23 protein-coding genes are annotated in these 16,728 nt (G+C 69.5%); 11 read left to right on the top strand and 12 right to left on the bottom strand.

The annotated features are described in order from the left end of the window. Positions 1–220 precede the first annotated feature (220 nt). The 5 genes from FRANCCI3_RS02185 to FRANCCI3_RS02205 form a co-directional block, all read right to left on the bottom strand. A complete protein-coding gene (locus FRANCCI3_RS02185; RefSeq protein ID WP_108913486.1) occupies positions 221–793 on the bottom strand; it encodes a VOC family protein in 573 nt (190 codons plus the stop codon). A 192-nt stretch (positions 794–985) separates the two neighbouring features. Then, positions 986–2,635, bottom strand: coding sequence for an NAD(P)/FAD-dependent oxidoreductase (locus tag FRANCCI3_RS02190; RefSeq protein WP_011434902.1), 1,650 nt, complete (start codon positions 2,633–2,635; stop codon positions 986–988). A gap of 325 nt (positions 2,636–2,960) precedes the next feature. Beyond that, positions 2,961–3,140 (bottom strand): hypothetical protein, encoded by a 180-nt coding sequence (locus FRANCCI3_RS02195; RefSeq protein WP_023839841.1) that lies wholly within the window; start codon positions 3,138–3,140, stop codon positions 2,961–2,963. Positions 3,141–3,191: 51 nt separating this feature from the next. Continuing rightward, positions 3,192–4,799 carry an L-seryl-tRNA(Sec) selenium transferase gene (gene selA / locus FRANCCI3_RS02200; RefSeq protein WP_011434903.1) on the bottom strand — a complete coding sequence of 536 codons (1,608 nt, stop codon included), beginning with the start codon at positions 4,797–4,799 and terminating at the stop codon, positions 3,192–3,194. A gap of 21 nt (positions 4,800–4,820) precedes the next feature. After that, complete coding sequence (locus FRANCCI3_RS02205; protein WP_011434904.1) at positions 4,821–5,321, bottom strand: hypothetical protein; 501 nt, start codon at positions 5,319–5,321, stop codon at positions 4,821–4,823. Positions 5,322–5,606: 285 nt separating this feature from the next. Between FRANCCI3_RS02205 and FRANCCI3_RS02210 the strand changes: the two genes are divergently transcribed. Then, positions 5,607–5,966 carry an STAS domain-containing protein gene (locus tag FRANCCI3_RS02210; RefSeq protein WP_035729468.1) on the top strand — a complete coding sequence of 120 codons (360 nt, stop codon included), beginning with the start codon at positions 5,607–5,609 and terminating at the stop codon, positions 5,964–5,966. A 29-nt stretch (positions 5,967–5,995) separates the two neighbouring features. On the opposite strand, the gene mshD is transcribed toward FRANCCI3_RS02210, so the two are convergent. Both mshD and FRANCCI3_RS02220 read right to left on the bottom strand, forming a co-directional pair. After that, the gene (gene mshD / locus FRANCCI3_RS02215; protein WP_011434906.1) at positions 5,996–7,030 is read right to left on the bottom strand and encodes a mycothiol synthase; all 1,035 of its coding nucleotides are present in this window, start codon (positions 7,028–7,030) and stop codon (positions 5,996–5,998) included. 196 nt (positions 7,031–7,226) lie between these two features. Next, positions 7,227–7,979, bottom strand: a complete 753-nt coding sequence (locus tag FRANCCI3_RS02220; RefSeq protein ID WP_011434907.1) for a response regulator transcription factor — start codon at positions 7,977–7,979, stop codon at positions 7,227–7,229. A 337-nt stretch (positions 7,980–8,316) separates the two neighbouring features. Here FRANCCI3_RS02220 and FRANCCI3_RS02225 point away from each other — a divergent pair, with 337 nt between their 5' ends. From FRANCCI3_RS02225 to FRANCCI3_RS02255, 9 genes are all read left to right on the top strand, one after another. Beyond that, positions 8,317–8,898, top strand: a complete 582-nt coding sequence (locus FRANCCI3_RS02225) for a hypothetical protein (protein WP_049760821.1) — start codon at positions 8,317–8,319, stop codon at positions 8,896–8,898. Positions 8,899–8,933: 35 nt separating this feature from the next. Further along, complete coding sequence (locus FRANCCI3_RS02230) at positions 8,934–9,188, top strand: MoaD/ThiS family protein (protein WP_035729657.1); 255 nt, start codon at positions 8,934–8,936, stop codon at positions 9,186–9,188. Then, positions 9,185–9,310, top strand: a complete 126-nt coding sequence (locus FRANCCI3_RS28500; protein WP_023839837.1) for a hypothetical protein — start codon at positions 9,185–9,187, stop codon at positions 9,308–9,310. Before FRANCCI3_RS02230 ends, FRANCCI3_RS28500 begins: the two co-directional genes overlap by 4 nt. 32 nt (positions 9,311–9,342) lie before the next feature. Then, entirely contained in the window at positions 9,343–10,284 is a 942-nt protein-coding gene (locus FRANCCI3_RS02235) for a hypothetical protein (RefSeq protein WP_023839836.1), read from the top strand. Positions 10,285–10,351: 67 nt separating this feature from the next. Beyond that, positions 10,352–10,816 carry a thioredoxin family protein gene (locus FRANCCI3_RS02240; RefSeq protein ID WP_063578215.1) on the top strand — a complete coding sequence of 155 codons (465 nt, stop codon included), beginning with the start codon at positions 10,352–10,354 and terminating at the stop codon, positions 10,814–10,816. Between the two features lie 37 nt (positions 10,817–10,853). Beyond that, on the top strand, positions 10,854–10,931 hold the full coding sequence (locus tag FRANCCI3_RS28895; RefSeq protein WP_369807770.1) for an Ms5788A family Cys-rich leader peptide: 78 nt from the start codon (positions 10,854–10,856) through the stop codon (positions 10,929–10,931). A gap of 95 nt (positions 10,932–11,026) precedes the next feature. Continuing rightward, positions 11,027–11,446 carry a DUF4395 domain-containing protein gene (locus FRANCCI3_RS02245; protein ID WP_011434912.1) on the top strand — a complete coding sequence of 140 codons (420 nt, stop codon included), beginning with the start codon at positions 11,027–11,029 and terminating at the stop codon, positions 11,444–11,446. Then, positions 11,443–12,276: a sulfurtransferase gene (locus FRANCCI3_RS02250; protein WP_011434913.1), complete on the top strand. Its 834-nt coding sequence runs from the start codon at positions 11,443–11,445 to the stop codon at positions 12,274–12,276. The genes FRANCCI3_RS02245 and FRANCCI3_RS02250 overlap by 4 nt, the downstream gene beginning before the upstream one ends. 3 nt (positions 12,277–12,279) lie before the next feature. Then, positions 12,280–12,579, top strand: coding sequence for a DUF1416 domain-containing protein (locus tag FRANCCI3_RS02255; protein WP_011434914.1), 300 nt, complete (start codon positions 12,280–12,282; stop codon positions 12,577–12,579). An 88-nt stretch (positions 12,580–12,667) separates the two neighbouring features. On the opposite strand, the gene FRANCCI3_RS02260 is transcribed toward FRANCCI3_RS02255, so the two are convergent. The 3 genes from FRANCCI3_RS02260 to FRANCCI3_RS02270 form a co-directional block, all read right to left on the bottom strand. Then, a complete protein-coding gene (locus tag FRANCCI3_RS02260; RefSeq protein WP_035729476.1) occupies positions 12,668–12,943 on the bottom strand; it encodes a hypothetical protein in 276 nt (91 codons plus the stop codon). A gap of 182 nt (positions 12,944–13,125) precedes the next feature. Continuing rightward, positions 13,126–13,692 carry an FABP family protein gene (locus FRANCCI3_RS02265; protein WP_011434916.1) on the bottom strand — a complete coding sequence of 189 codons (567 nt, stop codon included), beginning with the start codon at positions 13,690–13,692 and terminating at the stop codon, positions 13,126–13,128. A gap of 153 nt (positions 13,693–13,845) precedes the next feature. Then, positions 13,846–14,064: a hypothetical protein gene (locus tag FRANCCI3_RS02270; protein ID WP_023839833.1), complete on the bottom strand. Its 219-nt coding sequence runs from the start codon at positions 14,062–14,064 to the stop codon at positions 13,846–13,848. A gap of 205 nt (positions 14,065–14,269) precedes the next feature. On the opposite strand from FRANCCI3_RS02270, the gene FRANCCI3_RS02275 reads away from it, so the two are divergent. After that, the gene (locus FRANCCI3_RS02275) at positions 14,270–14,632 is read left to right on the top strand and encodes a DsrE family protein (protein WP_035729484.1); all 363 of its coding nucleotides are present in this window, start codon (positions 14,270–14,272) and stop codon (positions 14,630–14,632) included. A gap of 143 nt (positions 14,633–14,775) precedes the next feature. Here the strand turns inward: FRANCCI3_RS02275 and FRANCCI3_RS02280 are convergent, their stop codons facing one another. Both FRANCCI3_RS02280 and mshA read right to left on the bottom strand, forming a co-directional pair. After that, on the bottom strand, positions 14,776–15,270 hold the full coding sequence (locus FRANCCI3_RS02280) for a YbjN domain-containing protein (protein WP_011434918.1): 495 nt from the start codon (positions 15,268–15,270) through the stop codon (positions 14,776–14,778). Between the two features lie 56 nt (positions 15,271–15,326). Continuing rightward, positions 15,327–16,634, bottom strand: coding sequence for a D-inositol-3-phosphate glycosyltransferase (gene mshA, locus FRANCCI3_RS02285; RefSeq protein ID WP_011434919.1), 1,308 nt, complete (start codon positions 16,632–16,634; stop codon positions 15,327–15,329). Positions 16,635–16,728: the final 94 nt, after the last annotated feature.

Consider the following 16,728-nt stretch of genomic DNA (forward strand, 5'->3'; position numbering starts at 1 on the left):
CATCTCTCGACGCCGGCGGTTTGGAGGTTCTCGCCTTTACGCTGGCTGCTAGTGACGGGGGAGATGCGCACGGCAACATAGCGGCGCCCGCGGAACATCGGAAGGCCCGTACCTGCAGGGAGGCCGCCCGGCTCGGGGGGTGCCGGGCGGCCTCGATTGATGATGACATTTGGATGGCCGCCAGGACAAGCCCGCGAGGACGGCAGGTTTCGGACAGTGATCACCAACCGTTCTGTCCGGCACCCCCGGGGATGAGTTCGATCAGTAGTCCGGAACCCGCGTCGAGATAGGCCCGTCGCGGGTTCCGAGCGTCCGGCCGGAGTTGCTCGACCAGGCATCCCGCGGCGACCGCCCGGTGCAGGCACGCCGGCAGGTCGTCGACCTCGTAGCCGATGGAGAACAACCCCTCGCCACGTTGGTCGAGAATTTCCCGCCCTGTCCACGGCCGCTCGCCGGGTTCCACCAGCTCGACCAGGCTGCTGCCGAAGCGGCCGAACGCGATCCGGACGTCCTCGATCATGATCGGTCGATCGCGCCAGACGGCGGGGCCGGAGACGACCCGCGACTCCCACGCATCGACCCCGAGGGAGACGGCATACCGTTCCCGGGCAGCGTCGAGGTCCGCGACGAGGATGCCGAGATGGTGGAACGTCAGCTCGCCCAGCATCTCCTCGATGACCCTTGCCGCCAGCAGGGCGCAGGCCGGTGAATGGGGCGTGGTGCGGACGGACGACGACGCCGGATCCGGCGTCGTCCGGATCCAGTCCTCCCGATTCTGGATGATTGTCTCCATCACCGCGGCTCCCTCCATGCCCCTGGCCCAGGCAGAGGGCGAGGGCGCCGATCGTATCGCCGTCCTCCGTCCTCCGTCCTCCCTGCTCTCGCCGTTCTGCGGGCTGTTCTCGCCGTTCCGCGGGTGCCGTCGATCAGGACGATCCCGTCGCGGATGGAGGCGGGATGGCCCCGACCCTCAGCGGCCCGACCTTTAGAGGGTTGCCGGAGTGGGCACCCCACCCGTGCGGGTGAGCAGGTCGTCGAGGTCGTACTCGTACCAGCGGCGGAGCGGCTCGGGGGAACTCGTGCGCCCCCACTCGTACATGCGGCGCTGGGCTTCGAAGGAGCCGTCGTGCCAGCGGCGCAGCACATCGCCCAGCCGGAGCGGAGCGGGGAGGAAGTCGGCGCCGCCCAGCAGAGTGGCGAGCCGTTCGACGGCGGCGGCCGGGGCCAGCCGGCCGGCCTCGACCTCGTCCATCACGGCGCTGAGCGAGTCGAAGAAGGGCTGGAATTCCGGCAGATCGGGGCAGAAAGTGCCCAGATGTGGCGCGTCGAGCAGGCGGTCGAACAGCGCCGGATCGCCCTTTTCCAGATAGCCGAAGTAGGTTCCGACGATCCGGGAGATGCCCATGTTCCAGCCCAGGAACCACACCTTCGACCACGCCCGCCACAGGTCGAAGTCGCGGAACGAGACATAGGAGCCGTGTACGAGCTTGTCATTGACGTCCAGGATCGTCTGGTTGAGCGTGTCGATGTGGCCGAAGCGTTCCGCCGAGAAGTCGTCGTCGGCGAGGGCCTCTATCAGGGTTGGTGCGAGGGCGTAGATGACCTGCATGGTGTTGGCCATGCCACGGGAGAACAGCGCGTCGATCGCCCCGGCTGCGTGGGACATCATCGCCCAGCGGTCACCGACCGTCCGCGAGCTGGAGTACTGGGTGCGACCGGTGGAGATCCAGTCCCAGGCGGGCCGGGCACCGGCGAACTGGCGCGCGATACTGGGGAACCGCTCAAGATAAGCGTTCCATTCCTGCTCGGCGGGTACCGAGGGATCCCTGGGGAAGCGTCGCGAGTCGAGGTTGAGCCCGACGCTGCACAGTGGGTTGGTGGCCCGCTGGTGATTGTCGAACGGGATCACCCACAGCCAGCCGCCGTCGAACAGATGGTGCAGGGTGCCTTGGTGCCACAGCGACGGCTGCCCGCTCGGGAGGGTCACCTCGTCGAAGGGGGTGACCCCCACCATGTGGGTGAACAGGGTGCGGGAGTTCGTCCGGAACCGGCAGGGATCCTCTCGCAGGGCGAACTGGTTCGCCAACACGGAGTTGCGTCCTGAGGCGTCGACGACGTAGCGAACGCGGATCCGTTCGCCGGCCCCTGTCGTCAGCGTCGCGGCGTCGTCGGCGAAGTCGACTTTTTCCACCATCGTGCGTTGCCGCGGTTCGGCTCCGTAACGGACGGCCGTATAGAAGAGGTAAGCATCGATGTCCTGGCGGTGCATGTGCATTTCCGGGCCGTTCGGAAACTCCGAAACGCTGCACTGAGTGACCTCTTCGGGGTTCTGGAGCGCACCCTCGTGGTGGTAGACGAATCCGAAGTTGCGCTTCACTCCGCAGGCCGAGGTGACGTGGGAGCGGACGCCCTCGAAGCTGCTCACATGGCCGAGCTCGGGGACGTCGAACCGCTGGGCGAGCAACTTCAGCAGATAGGTCGTCTCACCGATGGTCGACTCCCCGAGCGCGAAACGTGGATGCGTGCCACTGTCAATCAGAACCACGCGGTGACCGTGTCGGGCGAGGATATTGGCCAGCGTCGAGCCGGCGATGCCGCTACCGAGGATGGCAACCGAATAGTCGTACCCGCTCATTGCGTGACTCCTTGGACGCCGCTATCCGAGGTGGCCGACTGCATCCGCCGCACTCCTTAAAGGATCACAATCAGCACAACCAGTACACAACGACGTACTGAACCACCTCTACGGCCCCTGGTCCCAGTAAGCGGTATATCGATGCCGATGGGTAATCAAGATTCCTGAATCGGAAGTTTGAGTTATATGCCGGATTTGAAACATTTGCTCTATAATGCCCTGATGTCTGGGCCCGTCAGCGGGCCCGCCACGTGCGAAGAAGCGATGCGGGTCCCCGCCGTCGCCGAGCGAACCGTGAATCGCTTATTTCTCCGTCGTTTTAGCGTTAGGTGGAGGTCTGGATCGGCCGTCCACTGATCGTGAACGAGTCGAGCAGCGTGGACTCCCCGTTCCACCGGTACCGTTCATCCGGGGTCCCCGTGGGTGCGCCGGGCCAGACGAGCAGGTGGACGAGCCCGTAGCAGAGCAGGGTCAGCGCGGCGGCGACCGAACCCAGCCGTCTCACCGCGCCGGCGAACGCCGGCGAACGCCGGGGAGTCGTAGGGGCGGCCGAGGCTCACGGCGCCCGTCGGCCGGGCACGGTGGCGCGCGGGATGGCCATGGATTCGATCGTCATGACGTCGGCATCCTCGGCGATGTGCGGCTCGGTCGGGGCGTCGGTGATCGTGGTCGCGCCGGCTTCGGTCGCGGCAGCCAGCACGGCGGCGGCGAGGACGGGATCGAGTTCCACCGGAACGGTCCGCAGATCGAGCAGGCAGCATCCCTGCTCCACCCGGCCCAACACGGACGGCTCGCCCTGGCGCAGGGGGGCGGCGATGACTGCGTCCAGGGCCACCGCGGCGCTTGGCAGCTCCGGGCCGAAGCCGCCGAACCCTTTGATCGTCAGACCACTCTCCGGGCCCGCCGGGGCCATGCCGTCTTCGTCTCGTGCGCCCTCGCGCCGGTGGCCGCCCGATCGACGGAATGCGGCGTCGTTCGGCAGCGGCGACGATCCACCCCCGCCACCGTCAACGACCGCACGACTCGCCACAGCCGAGGCTGCGATGCCCGAACGCCGTAGCCACGCGGCGAGCGTCTCGGCCCGCGTTGTCAGCCGTTCCGGTCGGGCGTGCAACGCCTGCCTGACCGGGGAGTCGGGATGGCTGAGGGTGGCTTCCAGCGCGGCGAGTGTGAGCTTTCCGACCCGCATTGCCCGGGCCATCGGATGCCGACGTATCCGGTCGATCAGGTCGGCGCGTCCCAGCAGCAGGCCGCACTGAGGCCCGCCGAGCAGCTTGTCCGCGCTGGTCGTGACCACGTTAACGCCGAAGCCGAGCCAGGTCGTGACGTCGGGTTCATCGGCGAGGAGCGGCTCGGGGTGTAGCAGCCCGGAGCCGCAGTCACCGACGAGGGGGATCTCGAAATCGGCGCAGAGCGCGGCAAGATCGTTGATCGCAGGGGTGTCAGTCAGCCCCACCACCTGATAGCTGGACGGATGCACGTGCAGCACGAGCCCGGTCTCCGGCCCGATCGCGTCGGCGTAGTCCCCGAGCGTCGTGCGGTTGGTGGTGCCGACTTCCCGCAGTCGAGCCCCGGTGCAGACCAGCAGTTCGGGCAGCCGGAACCCGTCCGCCGTCTCCACCAGCTCCCCGCGGCTCACCACGATCTCCCGCCGCCCGGCCAGCGCCGTCACCGCGAGGATCAGCCCTGCCGCGTTGTTGTTGACGATGTGCACGCCCGCCGCCGCGGGCACCGCGGCTGCCAACGCGGCCAGGGCGGTACGTCCTCGTCGTCCTCGCCGTCCGGTCCCGAGGTCAAGCTCGAGGTCGGTCGTGCCGGCTGCCAGGTCGAGGGCCGCGCGGGCGGCCGCGGACAGGGGAGCTCGGCCGAGCCCTCCGTGGAGCAGGACGCCGGTAGCGTTGATTACTGGGCGCAGTCCGGTGGCGGCGCGGGCGAGCGTCATCGGTGTCGCTACCGGCGTCGTCGGGCTGTCCTGGGCCGGGGATGCGAACAGACTTGTACGATCAATCACTCTCGGTGAAGCTAGTGCTCCTCCTCGTGGGATTCCGGACCTGGCCGGGACGGCGGCGTGGCCTGTCGGGTGTCTGCCCCTGCTGGGTGCCTGTAGGATCGGCCCGCTGCCCGCACGGCTCTGGCCGTCCTTTCGATGATCAAAGCGGCGCATGGTCAGGCCTCGGACCTTCGGTCACCCGGACGGCCCCCCGCCCAGATTGATCGTCGGCCAGGGTGGATCGTCGACGCTGAAGATGAGGGCGACGTCGGTGTCGGAGACGAAATCGACGAGCCGTGCCCCCGCCGGTAGCAGAGCCAGCGCGTGACGGAGCTCCGCGGCGCTCGATCCTTCCTCAGCGGAGATGATGTGCCGCGAGCGGACCCCGCAGGCGAGGTCGGCAGGCGGCGGTGCAGCGCCGGAGGGCCGGGACGCGGAGCGCCCCACGCTGGAGAGCGCGGCGCTGGACAACAGAGCGGCGAGCCGGTGCGCCTCGTCCGGCACGAGATGCGCGACGCAGAGAACGTCGAGCAGGGCCGACTGGGTGCGGAGAACGACGACCGGGGTTCTCCGCGGGACGCTGGGCTGCGTTCCCACGGTGATGACCGTGCCGTCGATCCGGCCGATGAAGGTGATGACGTCCGGGGGAGTGTCATCCGGGGTCCGGGGCGGGGTCCGGGGCGGGTCGATGTCCATGCGTAGACGCTCTCATCGGGCAGCTCGTCATCCCATCCCGCGCGGCGGGGAGCATGCGGGACGGACGGGCGGATGACGACGGGCGGATGACGACGGGCGGGGCGCGGACAAGCGTGCTGACGGACGCGCGATGAGAAGTCGCCCCTGGCGAGGTCGGCCGCGTGTGGAAGTACCTCGGTCGGGGTACGGGGCCATGGTCGCGCTTGCCCAAAGGCGCGGCGCGACACGGGAGGCAGCCCGGCCGGCTTCTCGTGGCGCTCACGCCGTCCGGTCGCAAGCGGAGCCATGGAGCCAAGCGTGCGGGTTGAGGTGACCGACCGTGATGCCATCGTCGTGCATCCGGCCGGCGACATCGACTATTCGTCCCTGGATCCCCTGCGCGAGGCACTGCTCGACGCACGGGTCGCCGGAGTAAAAGAGATCATCGTGGATCTGGAGCAGGTGAGCTTCCTCGACTCGCAGGGGTTGGCGGTCATCCTGTTCGCCCACCAGCGTCAGCGCTCGGCCGGTGGCCGTCTCGTGCTGCGTAACCTCAACGAGGACGCCTACCGCCTGCTGCATGTCACGAACCTGAGTGCCGTGATAGACGTCGATCACGGCGACTCCGCCCCCGCGCGCGGCCTGGCGACCCGTCAGGGCGCCTGAGCCACGGGGGCCTTCCGGCCCTGGCCGGATCAACCCGTGGACGGCCTCTCCCAGTGGTAGGAGACGTCGCGGACGTAGGTGATGAAGCCGAGTCCGGTGTACATCCGCACGGCGCGGACATTGTCCTCGTCCACGTACAGCAGGACCGAGTCGAGCCCCTCGGCCTGCAGATGCCGCAGGCCGATCAGGGTAAGTGCCCGGCCGAGTCCCGCGCCGCCCGCGCCCGGGAGCACGCCCACCACGTAGACCTCGCCGATGGGCCCCGGCTGCGCGTTCCGTGGCGGCGTCTGGTCGGTCTCGTGCACCTTCGTCCAGTGGAAGCCGACGAGTGCGCCGTCGTGCTCGGCGAGGAAGAAGCCACGCGGGTCGAACCACGGCTCGGCCCGGCGCCGGGCCAGATCGTCCAGGGTCCACCGGCCCTGCTCCGGATGATCAGCGAAGGCGGCCGCATTGACGGCCAGCCAGGCCCGGTCGTCCTGGTCGGGGACGAAGGTGCGGACCGTCACACCGGCCGGCAGCCGGGGGTCCGGCAGGGGCGTCCCGGCCGCCAGCGGTCGCCGAAGCTGGAGCAGCACCCTCGTGCGAGTGAACGTGAGCCGGGTAGCCAGTGCCGCGGCGGCCGGCAGGTCGCCGTGGGCCCAGATGTCGAGGCGGGACGACGGCGCCGCGAGGGCCTCGGTCAGTCCGCCAACCAGAGCCGTGCCGACGCCGCGTCCGCGGTGGTCGGGATGGACGACCACCTCGGCCTGCCGTGCCTGGTCCACGCCGCCCAGATGGGCGTAGCCGATGATCCGCCCGGCGGGGACGCGGCCCGGCATGGTCGACGTGTCCGCGGCGTTCTGGTCACCAGGGGTGTCCGGGACATTCGGGCCGCTCGTGTCCGCGGCGGCCGACACGGCCAGCAGGTGCCGGCCGGCGCCGATCCGCAGTCCGGGCCGGAGGGCCAGCCGGACGTCCTCGGACACCGGCCCGGTGCCGTCCGCCCGCTCCGCGGCGGCGAGGAGGCTCACGATGTCGTCCACGTCCATGGCGCTCAGGGTCTGCTGCCAGCTCAGCGAGGTCACCGGACGACCGTATGACGCTGGGCGGCCCTCGACGGTGCGGTCGGGAGGCCCCGGTCGCGAGGCCCCGGACGCGAGGCCGAATCCTGGCTCCTGGAGCCAGGATTTGGGCCTCGCGCCGGCGATGCCGTCCTACTGGCGGTGCCCGGGGTGCCGGGATGCCGGGATGCCACGCGGCGGACGGGTGTCCGCGGTGACGTCAGACCCGCTCGGGGGTCCGGGACTCGTCACGGCCGATCCGGCCGACCTCCCCGGGGGTGTTCTCCGGCAGCGGTGCGATGGGCGGCGCGACGAACTTGTACCCGACGTGCCGAACAGTACCGATCATCGCTTCGTGCTCGGGGCCGAGCTTCGCTCGCAGCCGCCGGACGTGGACGTCCACCGTGCGGGTGCCGCCGTAGTAGTCGTAACCCCAGACCTCCTGCAACAGCTGGGCGCGGGTGAAGACCCGGCCCGGGTGTTGCGCGAGGTACTTCAGCAGCTCGAACTCCTTGAAGGTGAGCTCGAGCGGCCGGCCCCGCAACTTGGCCGAGTAGGTGGTCTCGTCGACCGACAGGTCGCCGGACCGGATGACACCGGCTTCGGCCGTGCCGCCGGCGGCGGCGACCCGACCGATGGCCAGCCGCAACCGGGCCTCGACCTCGGCGGGACCCGCGGAATCGAGGACGACGTCGTCAACCCCCCAGTCCGCGGACACCGCCGCCAGCCCACCCTCGGTCACCAGCGCCAGCAGCGGCGTGGTGAGCCCGGTGGTGCGTAGCAGCCGGCACAGACCGCGGGCGATCACAAGCTCCCGGCGGCCATCCACCACGATCACATCCACCGGCGGGGCGTCCAGCAGCGCGCTCGCCTCGAGCGGGGCGACCCGTACGGTGTGGGTGAGAAGCCCAAGCGACGGAAACGACTCGGCGGACGGACCGGGGGCGTTGGTGAGCAAAAGGACGACGCTCAAGACGACTCCTCCAGGTGGTGTGTGGTGGGGCAGCGTCGACCCGGTGAGTAACTCGATGCCCGGCGCTGGGCGTCTCACGACCGTCATGGGCATGAAACGAAGGCCGGTATGTGGGGAGGATAGCGGAGTGTCCTACTCGGCTCCTACCGTCTACGGGCCACTACCTACGGCGGATGGTGAGATCCCGACCACGAGTCATGATCGCTGGAGCGGTCGGGTGCCCGGTGCGTCACGCAATCTGGCTGTAGTGGTCACCCATGGCTTCTCCTGTTCGACGTCACGCCTGGCGCTGCAAACAGTGATGGTCGGATTACGTCCACATCCCGATGTCCAGGTCATGGATCTGCAAGCGTACGACCGATCCACCAGACTGTGCACTTTCGGTGACCCCGAGGTGCTGGATGTCGGTGCGGCCGTCGGCGTGGCTGCCGGCGCGGCCCGTCGACTCGGCTACCAGCGGGTCTGCCTCACGGGATGGTCGATGGGATGGTCGGTGGACGGTGCCGCCGTGCCGCGGCACGGCGTGCTGATCCAGGTGGGCGAGCCCGCCCACAGCCATCGCCGTCGGCATCCCCCGGAGGCGGTAGCCAATGCGAGCGCGGCCAGCCGGTGGTTCGTGCGGGACACCGCTCGGATGCGCCGGATCCATCGGCTGGCCGAGCGGCCCACCGGCCGGATGGTGGCACGGCGCCTGTTACGGGTGCGTATCGGCCCCCACGCGTTCGTACCAATTCCCGCTCCTCCGGTGAAGATAGTTGGTTCGGTCGCACCGACCTCGCCGCTCATCGTCCACGGCTGTCGTGACGGGTATTTCACGCTGAGACATCCGCGCGCGTTGGCCGCCGCGAGGACCGCGAGGACCGCGAGGACGGCGAGGACCGCCGCCGCGAGGACGGACGAAGGGCCGGAAGGACGGTGACGGACGAGACCGCAGGGGCGGGCCGGCCCGCGTCGATCGCGCGGGTGACCGTCCGCTACTGGGCCGCCGCCAGGGACGCCGCGGGGGTGTCCCAGGAGGAGATCGGCGCGGATACGCTGGCCGCTCTGCTCGATGTCGTCGCGGCCCGCCACGGCGGGACCCTGCCGGCGCTGCTGCGACGGTGCTCCTACCTCGTCGACGACCAGCCCGTGGGCCGGCGGGATCCGGCGGGGGTCATCCTGCGTGACGGTTGCGTAGTCGAGGCCCTCCCACCCTTCGCCGGGGGATGACGCTGTTCGTCGTCGGTCCGGAGATCGTCGGTCCGGAGGCCATCGCCGCTGGGGAGACCGTTGACGCGGAGGTCCTCGCCGCCCGGCCCGGGGTCGCGCCCGGCTGGGACGGCGCGACGTGAGCCGCCCGAGCCGGACATGACAGCATGGCCCGGTGAGCGCAGGCGATCCCGGCACGCCCCATGGCGTCCTCGTCCCGGACGAGGCTGCGTCCATCCCCGCAGCCCGATGGGCGCCGGGTGCTTTGCCGTTGGCGGCCCTGGTGGCTACCGGCCTGGTGATGGCGGCCGCAGCCCTCGGCACGGGAGCCCTCGCGGCGGTCCTCATCGTCGAACAGATCGCGTTTGCCTGGGCCTGGGTCCGGATACTCCGGGCGTCGACCGGTACCACCCTGCTCGTGGCGGCCTGGGGTGTCCTCGGTGACGTGGTCCTGTTGGCCTCGGACCGGCCCAGCTACGGATCGTTGGCCGGCGTCGTCGGGATCGCCGTGGCGGTCATGATCCTCTACCAGCTCGCCCGACGCCGGTCAGCTCCCGTATCCGGGGCAGGCTCGGTGTCTGCCAATGGTTCGAGTCCGGTGTCTGCCAACGGTTCGAGTCCGCCGCCCGGTCCTGCCGTGCGGGTCGGTGCGGATCTCGCCGCGGCGCTGAGTGGAATCATCTTCTGTGCGCTTTTCGCCGGTTACCTTGCGCTGCGTGTCGGGTCCGGCGCGCACCATCCGGCCGATCTGCTGGTCATCGCCGGCCTTCTCGGCGCGGGTGGCACGGTCGTGGCGGGCCGGCTGGTGGGATGGGCGGGCGTTCCGGTGGTGCCGGCCGGGGCGGTCGGCGTTCTGGTCGGCGCGGCGCTGGGGGCCGGCTTCGGTGCCCTCGACCCCGATCGTCTGGCGGTGGGGGCCGCCGTCGCGATCGCCGCGGCGGGAGCGGCCGTGGCCGCCGTCATCGATTTGGTGCTGGCGCGGGCCCGCGACGCTGAGCCGCGGGTCGGCCCGGTCGCCACCTCGGCGCTGGTCGCGGACGTCCTGCTCACCGCCATCCTGCCGCTGGCCTCCGCGGCGCCACTGGTGTATTTCGTCGGCCGGCATCTGCCCGCGTGAGTCGATCGTCGGGCCGCGGCGGGGCCTGGACGGGAAGAGCCGGGGCCTGTCGGATGCTGTAGAAGCCGTGACCGGAATGTGGGTGTTGTCGGTGGCGACCGTGGCTGCTCTCGGGCTGGGGGTGCTCATGCGGGTCCGGGACGGACGGTTCCGGCCGGTAGACGGCGGGCTGCGGGCCGAGTTCGCGTCGCTGGGCGAGACGATGGGGGAGCGGGCGACGCTGCTGCAGTTCTCCACGGCGTTCTGCGCCCCCTGCCGGTCCACCCGTCGGGTGCTGGCAGGGGTTGCCGAGGTCGTGCCCGGGGTACGCCATGTCGAGGTTGATGCGGAGGCGCATCTCGACCTCGTCCGTCGGCTGGGGATCAGGCGGACTCCGACGGTACTGATCGTTGACGGTCATGGCAGGGAGGTGCGGCGCGCGAGCGGTGCCCCGCCGACGCGTGCGGCGGTGTTCGCCACTCTCGAAGAGATCGTTTCCGGTGGGATCAATCGGGCAGATGGTGATCCTTCGGATTCATCGTCGGCGGGTTAACACAGACGTGACGTTCACTGCTACCGTGACACGAACCATGTCCCAGATACAGCTTGTGAAGCGCCGCGCGGTCGATCTGTGCCGCGTACACAGCTGTCTGTGTTGTCTTTCCTGATCGTGGGTTGATGTTCCTCAGCCGTGATCGGCTGGCCCCGGTGCATCGCCACGTCCGAGCGGGTAGTCCAAGCCGGAAGTCAGGAGAAGGCTCTCGTGGTAGATCCTCGTGGGATGCGGTTCGCCGCTGCCGTCACCACGATCATGCTCGCCGTGATACTGCTCGCCGGCAGCCGCTGGTTGCTGCTCGCGCAGACCGTGGTGTTCGGGGTGGGGGCGGTGGCCGGGGTCCGGCACGCGCCCTACGGGCTGGTGTTCCGTTCCCTGATCCGGCCGAGGCTGGGGCCGCCGGCCGCCACCGAGGACGCCGCGCCGCCCCGGTTCGCCCAGCTGGTCGGCGCGATCTTCGGCGTCGTGGGTCTCGTGGGATTCTTCGCGGGGATGCCGGCACTCGGTTACGTCGCGGTGGCCCTGGCCTTCGTGGCGGCCCTCCTCAATGCGGCGTTCGAGTTCTGTCTCGGGTGCCAGCTGTATCTTTTTCTCCATTCGATAGCCGTGAAAGGAGCACGCACATGAGTCGTGAGAAGGCGCTGGTCGACGCCTCGTGGGTCGAAGCGAACCGTAACGACCCGAAGGTCGTCCTGGTCGAGGTCGACGAGGACGTCTCCGCGTACGACAAGGGGCACATCCCGGGGGCGGTGCGTCTCGACTGGAAGTCCGAGCTTCAGGACCCGGTCATTCGTGACTTCATCAACAGGGAGCAGTTCGAGAAGCTTCTCTCCGAGAAGGGGATCTCGAACGACGACATCGTCGTGCTCTACGGCGGGAACAACAACTGGTTCGCCGCATACGCATACTGGTACTTCAGCCTCTACGGCCACGCCGACGTCCGCCTGCTCGACGGTGGTCGCAAGAAGTGGGAGCTCGACAGCCGTGAGCTGACCACCGAGGCCACCCCGCGCCAGCCCACCAGCTACACCGCCCCGGAGCCGCGCACCGACATCCGGGCCTTCCGTGAGGAGGTCATCTCCGCGATCGGTGAGAAGGCCCTGGTGGACGTCCGGTCGCCCGACGAGTTCTCCGGCAGGCTGCTCGCTCCCGCGCACCTGCCGCAGGAGCAGTCCCAGCGGGCCGGGCACATCCCCACGGCGAAGAACATCCCGTGGGCGAAGACCGCGAACGAGGACGGCACGTTCAAGAGCAATGACGAGCTGACCGGCCTCTACACCGAGGCCGGGGTCGACCTGTCCAGGGACATCATCGCCTACTGCCGTATCGGCGAGCGTTCGGCGCACACCTGGTTCGCGCTGCACGAGTTGCTCGACCTGCCGAACGTGAAAAACTACGACGGTTCGTGGACCGAGTACGGCTCGCTCGTCGGCGTGCCGATCGAGAAGGGCGCGTGAGCCATGTGCGGCGCCATCAGCGGTGGACCATCTGTGGAGGGAATTGACGTGGCCAAGGAAACCGTGATCCAGGGGGTCGTGGTGCAGGGCGGGGAGCCGGTTTCGACCGGTTATGCCCGCCTGCTGGACGAAGGCGGCGATTTCACCGCCGAGGTTCCGTTGTCCGCGACGGGTCAGTTTCGTTTCTTCGCGCGGCCGGGGCAGTGGACCGTCCGGGCTCTTGTCCCCGGCGCGACCGGCGAGCGCAAGGTCGTCGCCCGTCAGGGTGAGCCGGTCGACACCCAGGTCGAGGTCGCGGCCTGACGTCGCGTTCCTTCGCCGGACGGGGACAGCGGGTTTCTTCCGCTGTCCCCGTGCTCACGTTGCCCCCGTGCTCACGTTGCCCCCGTGCTCATGCCCGGACCTGGCCACCGCGGTTGTTTCCCGCCGGTGACACGACGGCCGAAACGGTGCTCGCCGGTGGCGGAACCGTGGTCGCCGGTGGCGGAACCGTGGTCGGTACGGCGAAGGCCATCGGGCCGATCGAGAAACAGTGCAGACCGTTGTCGCGGGCAAACGCCACTGCGGAGCCCCGATCGGGGAACGGCGCGATGATCCGGTCGACCGCACGCTGGCCGGCGGCGGCGAAAAGGACGACCGCGAAGAGTACGTCGGACTCTGCCATCATGCGATCATGAAAGCGCATCCCGGGAAGGCCCGAACACGTTTTCGCGTGTTCCGTTCGTGGTCTGTCGTTGCGCGTGCGATGTCTTCCGCAAAGGCTCCGTCATACCGTGAATGAAGTGTGACTCTTGGTGGACGGGCACCTCTTGGTAGACGGGCAGCTGGAGACGCCTCCGCGGAGTCGGCTCAGTCGGACACGCGGTGCAGGCGCGCGGACAGGTGTGACTGCATCGGCTTGCCCTCGGCCTCCATGTCGATCGCATAGGCGAGATCGCAGCCCTCGACCAGGCCGTAGAGCCGCACCGACCGGGTGACGTCACGGGCGGTGGCGGTGCGGATCAGGACGTTGTGATCGAGATCGATACGGGTGCCGGTCACCGTGCCGACGTAGATCTCGGCGATGCCGAACGGGTGGGCCAGCATCACCTCGACGACCGGCTTTCCGTCCTCTCCGGGCTGGACCCGCCAGAACCCGGTCTCGGTCGCCAGCGGGCTGCCGGGCTCGCGGCCGTCCCGGGGCTCGTCCGCCCACCAGGTGTGCGACACGTATCCCAGCGCCGGGCGGCCGTCCGCGGCGAAGGTGATCTCCTGGCCGTAGTGGAATCCGTCCAGGCCCTCGTAGCCGCCGACCCCCTCGCCCCGCCAGGTCCCGACGAGGAAGGCCAGCGGTAGCAGGCTGGCGTGCAGATCAACGGTGCTCGTCGCCGTGTCGGACCGCGCCGATCCGGCCGCGGACCGCTTCCCGGCGCTCAACGCTGACCCTCGTACAGCTTGTAGACCACGTAACCGGAGAACCAGGCGATCAGGACGGACATCGCCACCAGAAGCCCGGTGAAGAAGTAGTGCAGCACGTCTGTAGCCTAGACGACGAGATCACGGGACTCCTCGTGGCCGTACCGGTCCTGGTCACCTCAGGCGCCACGCGGCATAGCTGCGCGCCAGGGCGGCTCGGTTCTGAGCGGCAAGGCTGTCCGACCGCGCCGCTCGCATGCTCCACAGTCCCGCCACGTGGCAGGCGAAGGCGGTCCCGTCCTCGTCGGTGCCGCCAGCCCAGCAGTCCAGCCCCGCAGCCCACTGCTCGGCCTGCTGGGGGGTATGTCCGGCGCAAATGAGACGGATCACCATGAACGCGGCGTCTACCCAGCCGGCCCCATGCGCCTACCTGTCAAGATGCTCCCGAACATGCATTTTTTATTTCATTACGATTCCATAGCCGCGGGCAGGCAGGACGGATGGGAGCGGCGGAGCGCTGGCCAAGTGGAAGCACGGGTCGTCGGACTCGTTCCTCGGCGGGACGCACGGGATGGGTGCGATTTGGCAGACTGGCACGATGGCCCGCCCGCTCGTCGTCAAGGTCACCGCCGGGACGGATGCGCCGGAACGGTGTTCCCAGGCGTTCACGGTCGCGGCGGTCGCCGTCGCCGCCGGTACAGACGTCTCGCTCTGGCTTACCGGGGAGTCCGCCTGGTTCGCGCTGCCCGGCCGGGCGGAGGAGTTCAGCCTGCCGGAGGCGGCGCCGTTGCCCGATCTGCTCGCCGCCGTCCTCGCCGGGGGTCGCGTCACCCTGTGCACCCAGTGTGCGGCCCGGCGCTCCATCGGCCCGGACGACGTCCTGCCCGGCGTCCGCATCGCCGGTGCCGCCGCGTTCGTCGACGAGGTTCTCGCGGACGGCGTGCAGGCCCTCGTCTACTGAGGAGCGCCCGGCCTGGACGCAACGGCCTGGACGCAACGGCCTGGACGCAACGGCCTGGATGTAACAGCCTGAACGCAACGGCCTGGGTGCAACGGGGACGCGTGAATCGCCGGGAAGCACCGCGTCCTCCTCGGGACCGGGTCTCATCCCGGCTTCGTGGCCGAGCCGGCGTCGGCGGCCAGCTTGGCCCGCCACGCCTTCTCCCGCTCGATGGCGGAGGCGAATCCCAGCGCTATCGCCGGGTCGAAGTTCTCGTCGGCGTAGGAGCCGACGCAGCCAAGGATGCGGTCGATCTCCTCCGCGGTGACCGCCAGCAGCGGGACCTGCCCGGTGAGGAAGATGTCACCGACCCGGTCGATGGAGAAGTGCACCCCATAGGTCTTCGCGTTGCGGCCGAGTAGGAATCCGTAGGTGCCCGCCGCGTTCTCCGCCGGGGCGCGCATAAAAAACGCCTCGACGAGCAGGGTGTGGTCCTGCACGACGAGCCACGTCATCGTGCGCAGCTTGTGTTCGCCCTCCAGCGTGACGAGGAACGAGCCGGTGTCGACATGGTCGTAGGCGAGACAGAGATCCTTAAGCGTGTCATCGATCACCACGTCGAGCCGGTTGCGTTCCGCTGCGTCGATGGGCGCCGTCATGGCTGGGGCCTCCCCGGTAGCTGGTAGACGATGCTGGTTCCGGCGGAGATCCTCTCTCAGACGGCGACGGCGGTGGGGCTCAGCGCGTGCCGGTAGCTGCGCAGCACGCCATGGGCCGTGGCCGACCAGCCGAACCCACCGGCCCAGGCCACCGCTCCGGCGGAGAGCCGGGCCCGCCATCGTGGTTGGCGCAGCAGCCGGTCCAGCGCGTCGGCATAGACGGCGGGGGTCCGACCGGAGACGAGCAGCCCGGAGACACCGTCGGCGACCGCGGTGCGCAGGCCCCCGACCGCCGCGGCGACCACCGGGGTGCCGCAGGCCTGGGCCTCGAGCGCGACGAGGCCGAAGCTCTCGCTGTGACTGGGGACGACGACGGCGGTGGCCGCGCGGTACCAGTGGACGAGTTCCTGCTGCGGGGCCGGCGGTTGGAAGCGGACGCGATCGGAGATCCCGAGATACGCCGCGAGCTTGACCAGGGCGTCGGGTTGTTCCAGACCGGATCCGCTGGGGCCGCCGACCACGGCGACGGTGAGCCGCGAGCGGCGGGCGGGATCGCGCCGCAGCAGTTCCGCGGCGGCGCGCAGCAGCAGATCGGGCGCCTTGAGCGGTTGGATCCGACCGACGAACAACAGCAGGTCGTCGGCGGGATCCACGCCGACGCGGGCCCGGGACTGCGCCATGTCACCTGGCCGGAAGACCTCAAGGTCGACGCCGGGCGCGACGACGTCGACCCGGTCCGACGCCGCGTCGTACAGATCGATCAGGTGCCGGTACTCGTCCGGCGTGGAGGCGAGCAGCCGGGTGGCCCCCCCGATGACCTCCTGTTCGCCGAGTAGCCGGCCAGGCGGCTCCGGGCGGTCTCCGACGGCCAGCGCGCCGTTCTTGATCTTCGCCAGCGTATGGGAGGTGTGCACGAGCGGGATACCCCATCGTTGTGCCACCGCGAGACCGACCTGGCCCGACAGCCAGTAGTGCGAGTGGATCACATCGAACCACCCTGGTTCGTGCCCGGCCTCGGCGCGCAGCAGAGCCGCGGTGAACGCACACAGCCAGGCGGGAAGATCCTCCCGGTGGATCTCCTCGAACGGGCCGGCGTCAACGTGGCGGACCGTCACACCCGGCAACAGCTCGGCCGAGGTCGGCAGCTTGCTGCTCACCGCGCGGGTGAACACCTCGACCTCCACCCCCAGCGCCGCGAGCTGCCGAGACAGCTCGACGACGTAGACGTTGAGCCCCCCGGCATCGCCCGTTCCCGGCTGTTCCATTGGTGAGGTGTGCATGGACAGCATCGCGACCCGGCTGGGCCGCCCGCGCCGTTCGGCCTCACCGCGGACCTGGGCGGCGCCACTTCTGATCAGACGCATCGAGCACCTCCGCATCCGCACGCCACCGGCGCCTGCCCGACACGACCAACCCTGCTGTGGACGAACACGTCTCCAACCGTTCTACCCGGCCGGT

This window comes from Frankia casuarinae (assembly GCF_000013345.1).
In the GTDB taxonomy this organism is placed as follows: Bacteria; Actinomycetota; Actinomycetes; order Frankiales; family Frankiaceae; genus Frankia; species Frankia casuarinae.

Excerpts from the sequence above, each read along its gene's own strand:
- FRANCCI3_RS02185 (WP_108913486.1), bottom strand. The coding sequence starts at position 793 with ATGGAGACAATCATCCAGAATCGGGAGGACTGGATCCGGACGACGCCG.
- FRANCCI3_RS02255 (WP_011434914.1), top strand. The coding sequence starts at position 12,280 with ATGTGCGGCGCCATCAGCGGTGGACCATCTGTGGAGGGAATTGACGTG.
- FRANCCI3_RS02260 (WP_035729476.1), bottom strand. The coding sequence starts at position 12,943 with ATGATGGCAGAGTCCGACGTACTCTTCGCGGTCGTCCTTTTCGCCGCC.
- FRANCCI3_RS02280 (WP_011434918.1), bottom strand. The coding sequence starts at position 15,270 with ATGACGGCGCCCATCGACGCAGCGGAACGCAACCGGCTCGACGTGGTG.
- FRANCCI3_RS02250 (WP_011434913.1), top strand. The coding sequence starts at position 11,443 with ATGAGTCGTGAGAAGGCGCTGGTCGACGCCTCGTGGGTCGAAGCGAAC.
- FRANCCI3_RS02210 (WP_035729468.1), top strand. The coding sequence starts at position 5,607 with ATGGAGCCAAGCGTGCGGGTTGAGGTGACCGACCGTGATGCCATCGTC.
- FRANCCI3_RS02190 (WP_011434902.1), bottom strand. The coding sequence starts at position 2,635 with ATGAGCGGGTACGACTATTCGGTTGCCATCCTCGGTAGCGGCATCGCC.
- FRANCCI3_RS02275 (WP_035729484.1), top strand. The coding sequence starts at position 14,270 with ATGGCCCGCCCGCTCGTCGTCAAGGTCACCGCCGGGACGGATGCGCCG.
- selA (WP_011434903.1), bottom strand. The coding sequence starts at position 4,799 with ATGCGCCGCTTTGATCATCGAAAGGACGGCCAGAGCCGTGCGGGCAGC.
- FRANCCI3_RS02205 (WP_011434904.1), bottom strand. The coding sequence starts at position 5,321 with ATGGACATCGACCCGCCCCGGACCCCGCCCCGGACCCCGGATGACACT.
- FRANCCI3_RS02225 (WP_049760821.1), top strand. The coding sequence starts at position 8,317 with ATGGATCTGCAAGCGTACGACCGATCCACCAGACTGTGCACTTTCGGT.
- FRANCCI3_RS28500 (WP_023839837.1), top strand. The coding sequence starts at position 9,185 with ATGACGCTGTTCGTCGTCGGTCCGGAGATCGTCGGTCCGGAGGCCATC.
- mshA (WP_011434919.1), bottom strand. The coding sequence starts at position 16,634 with ATGCGTCTGATCAGAAGTGGCGCCGCCCAGGTCCGCGGTGAGGCCGAA.
- FRANCCI3_RS02270 (WP_023839833.1), bottom strand. The coding sequence starts at position 14,064 with ATGGTGATCCGTCTCATTTGCGCCGGACATACCCCCCAGCAGGCCGAG.
- FRANCCI3_RS28895 (WP_369807770.1), top strand. The coding sequence starts at position 10,854 with ATGTCCCAGATACAGCTTGTGAAGCGCCGCGCGGTCGATCTGTGCCGC.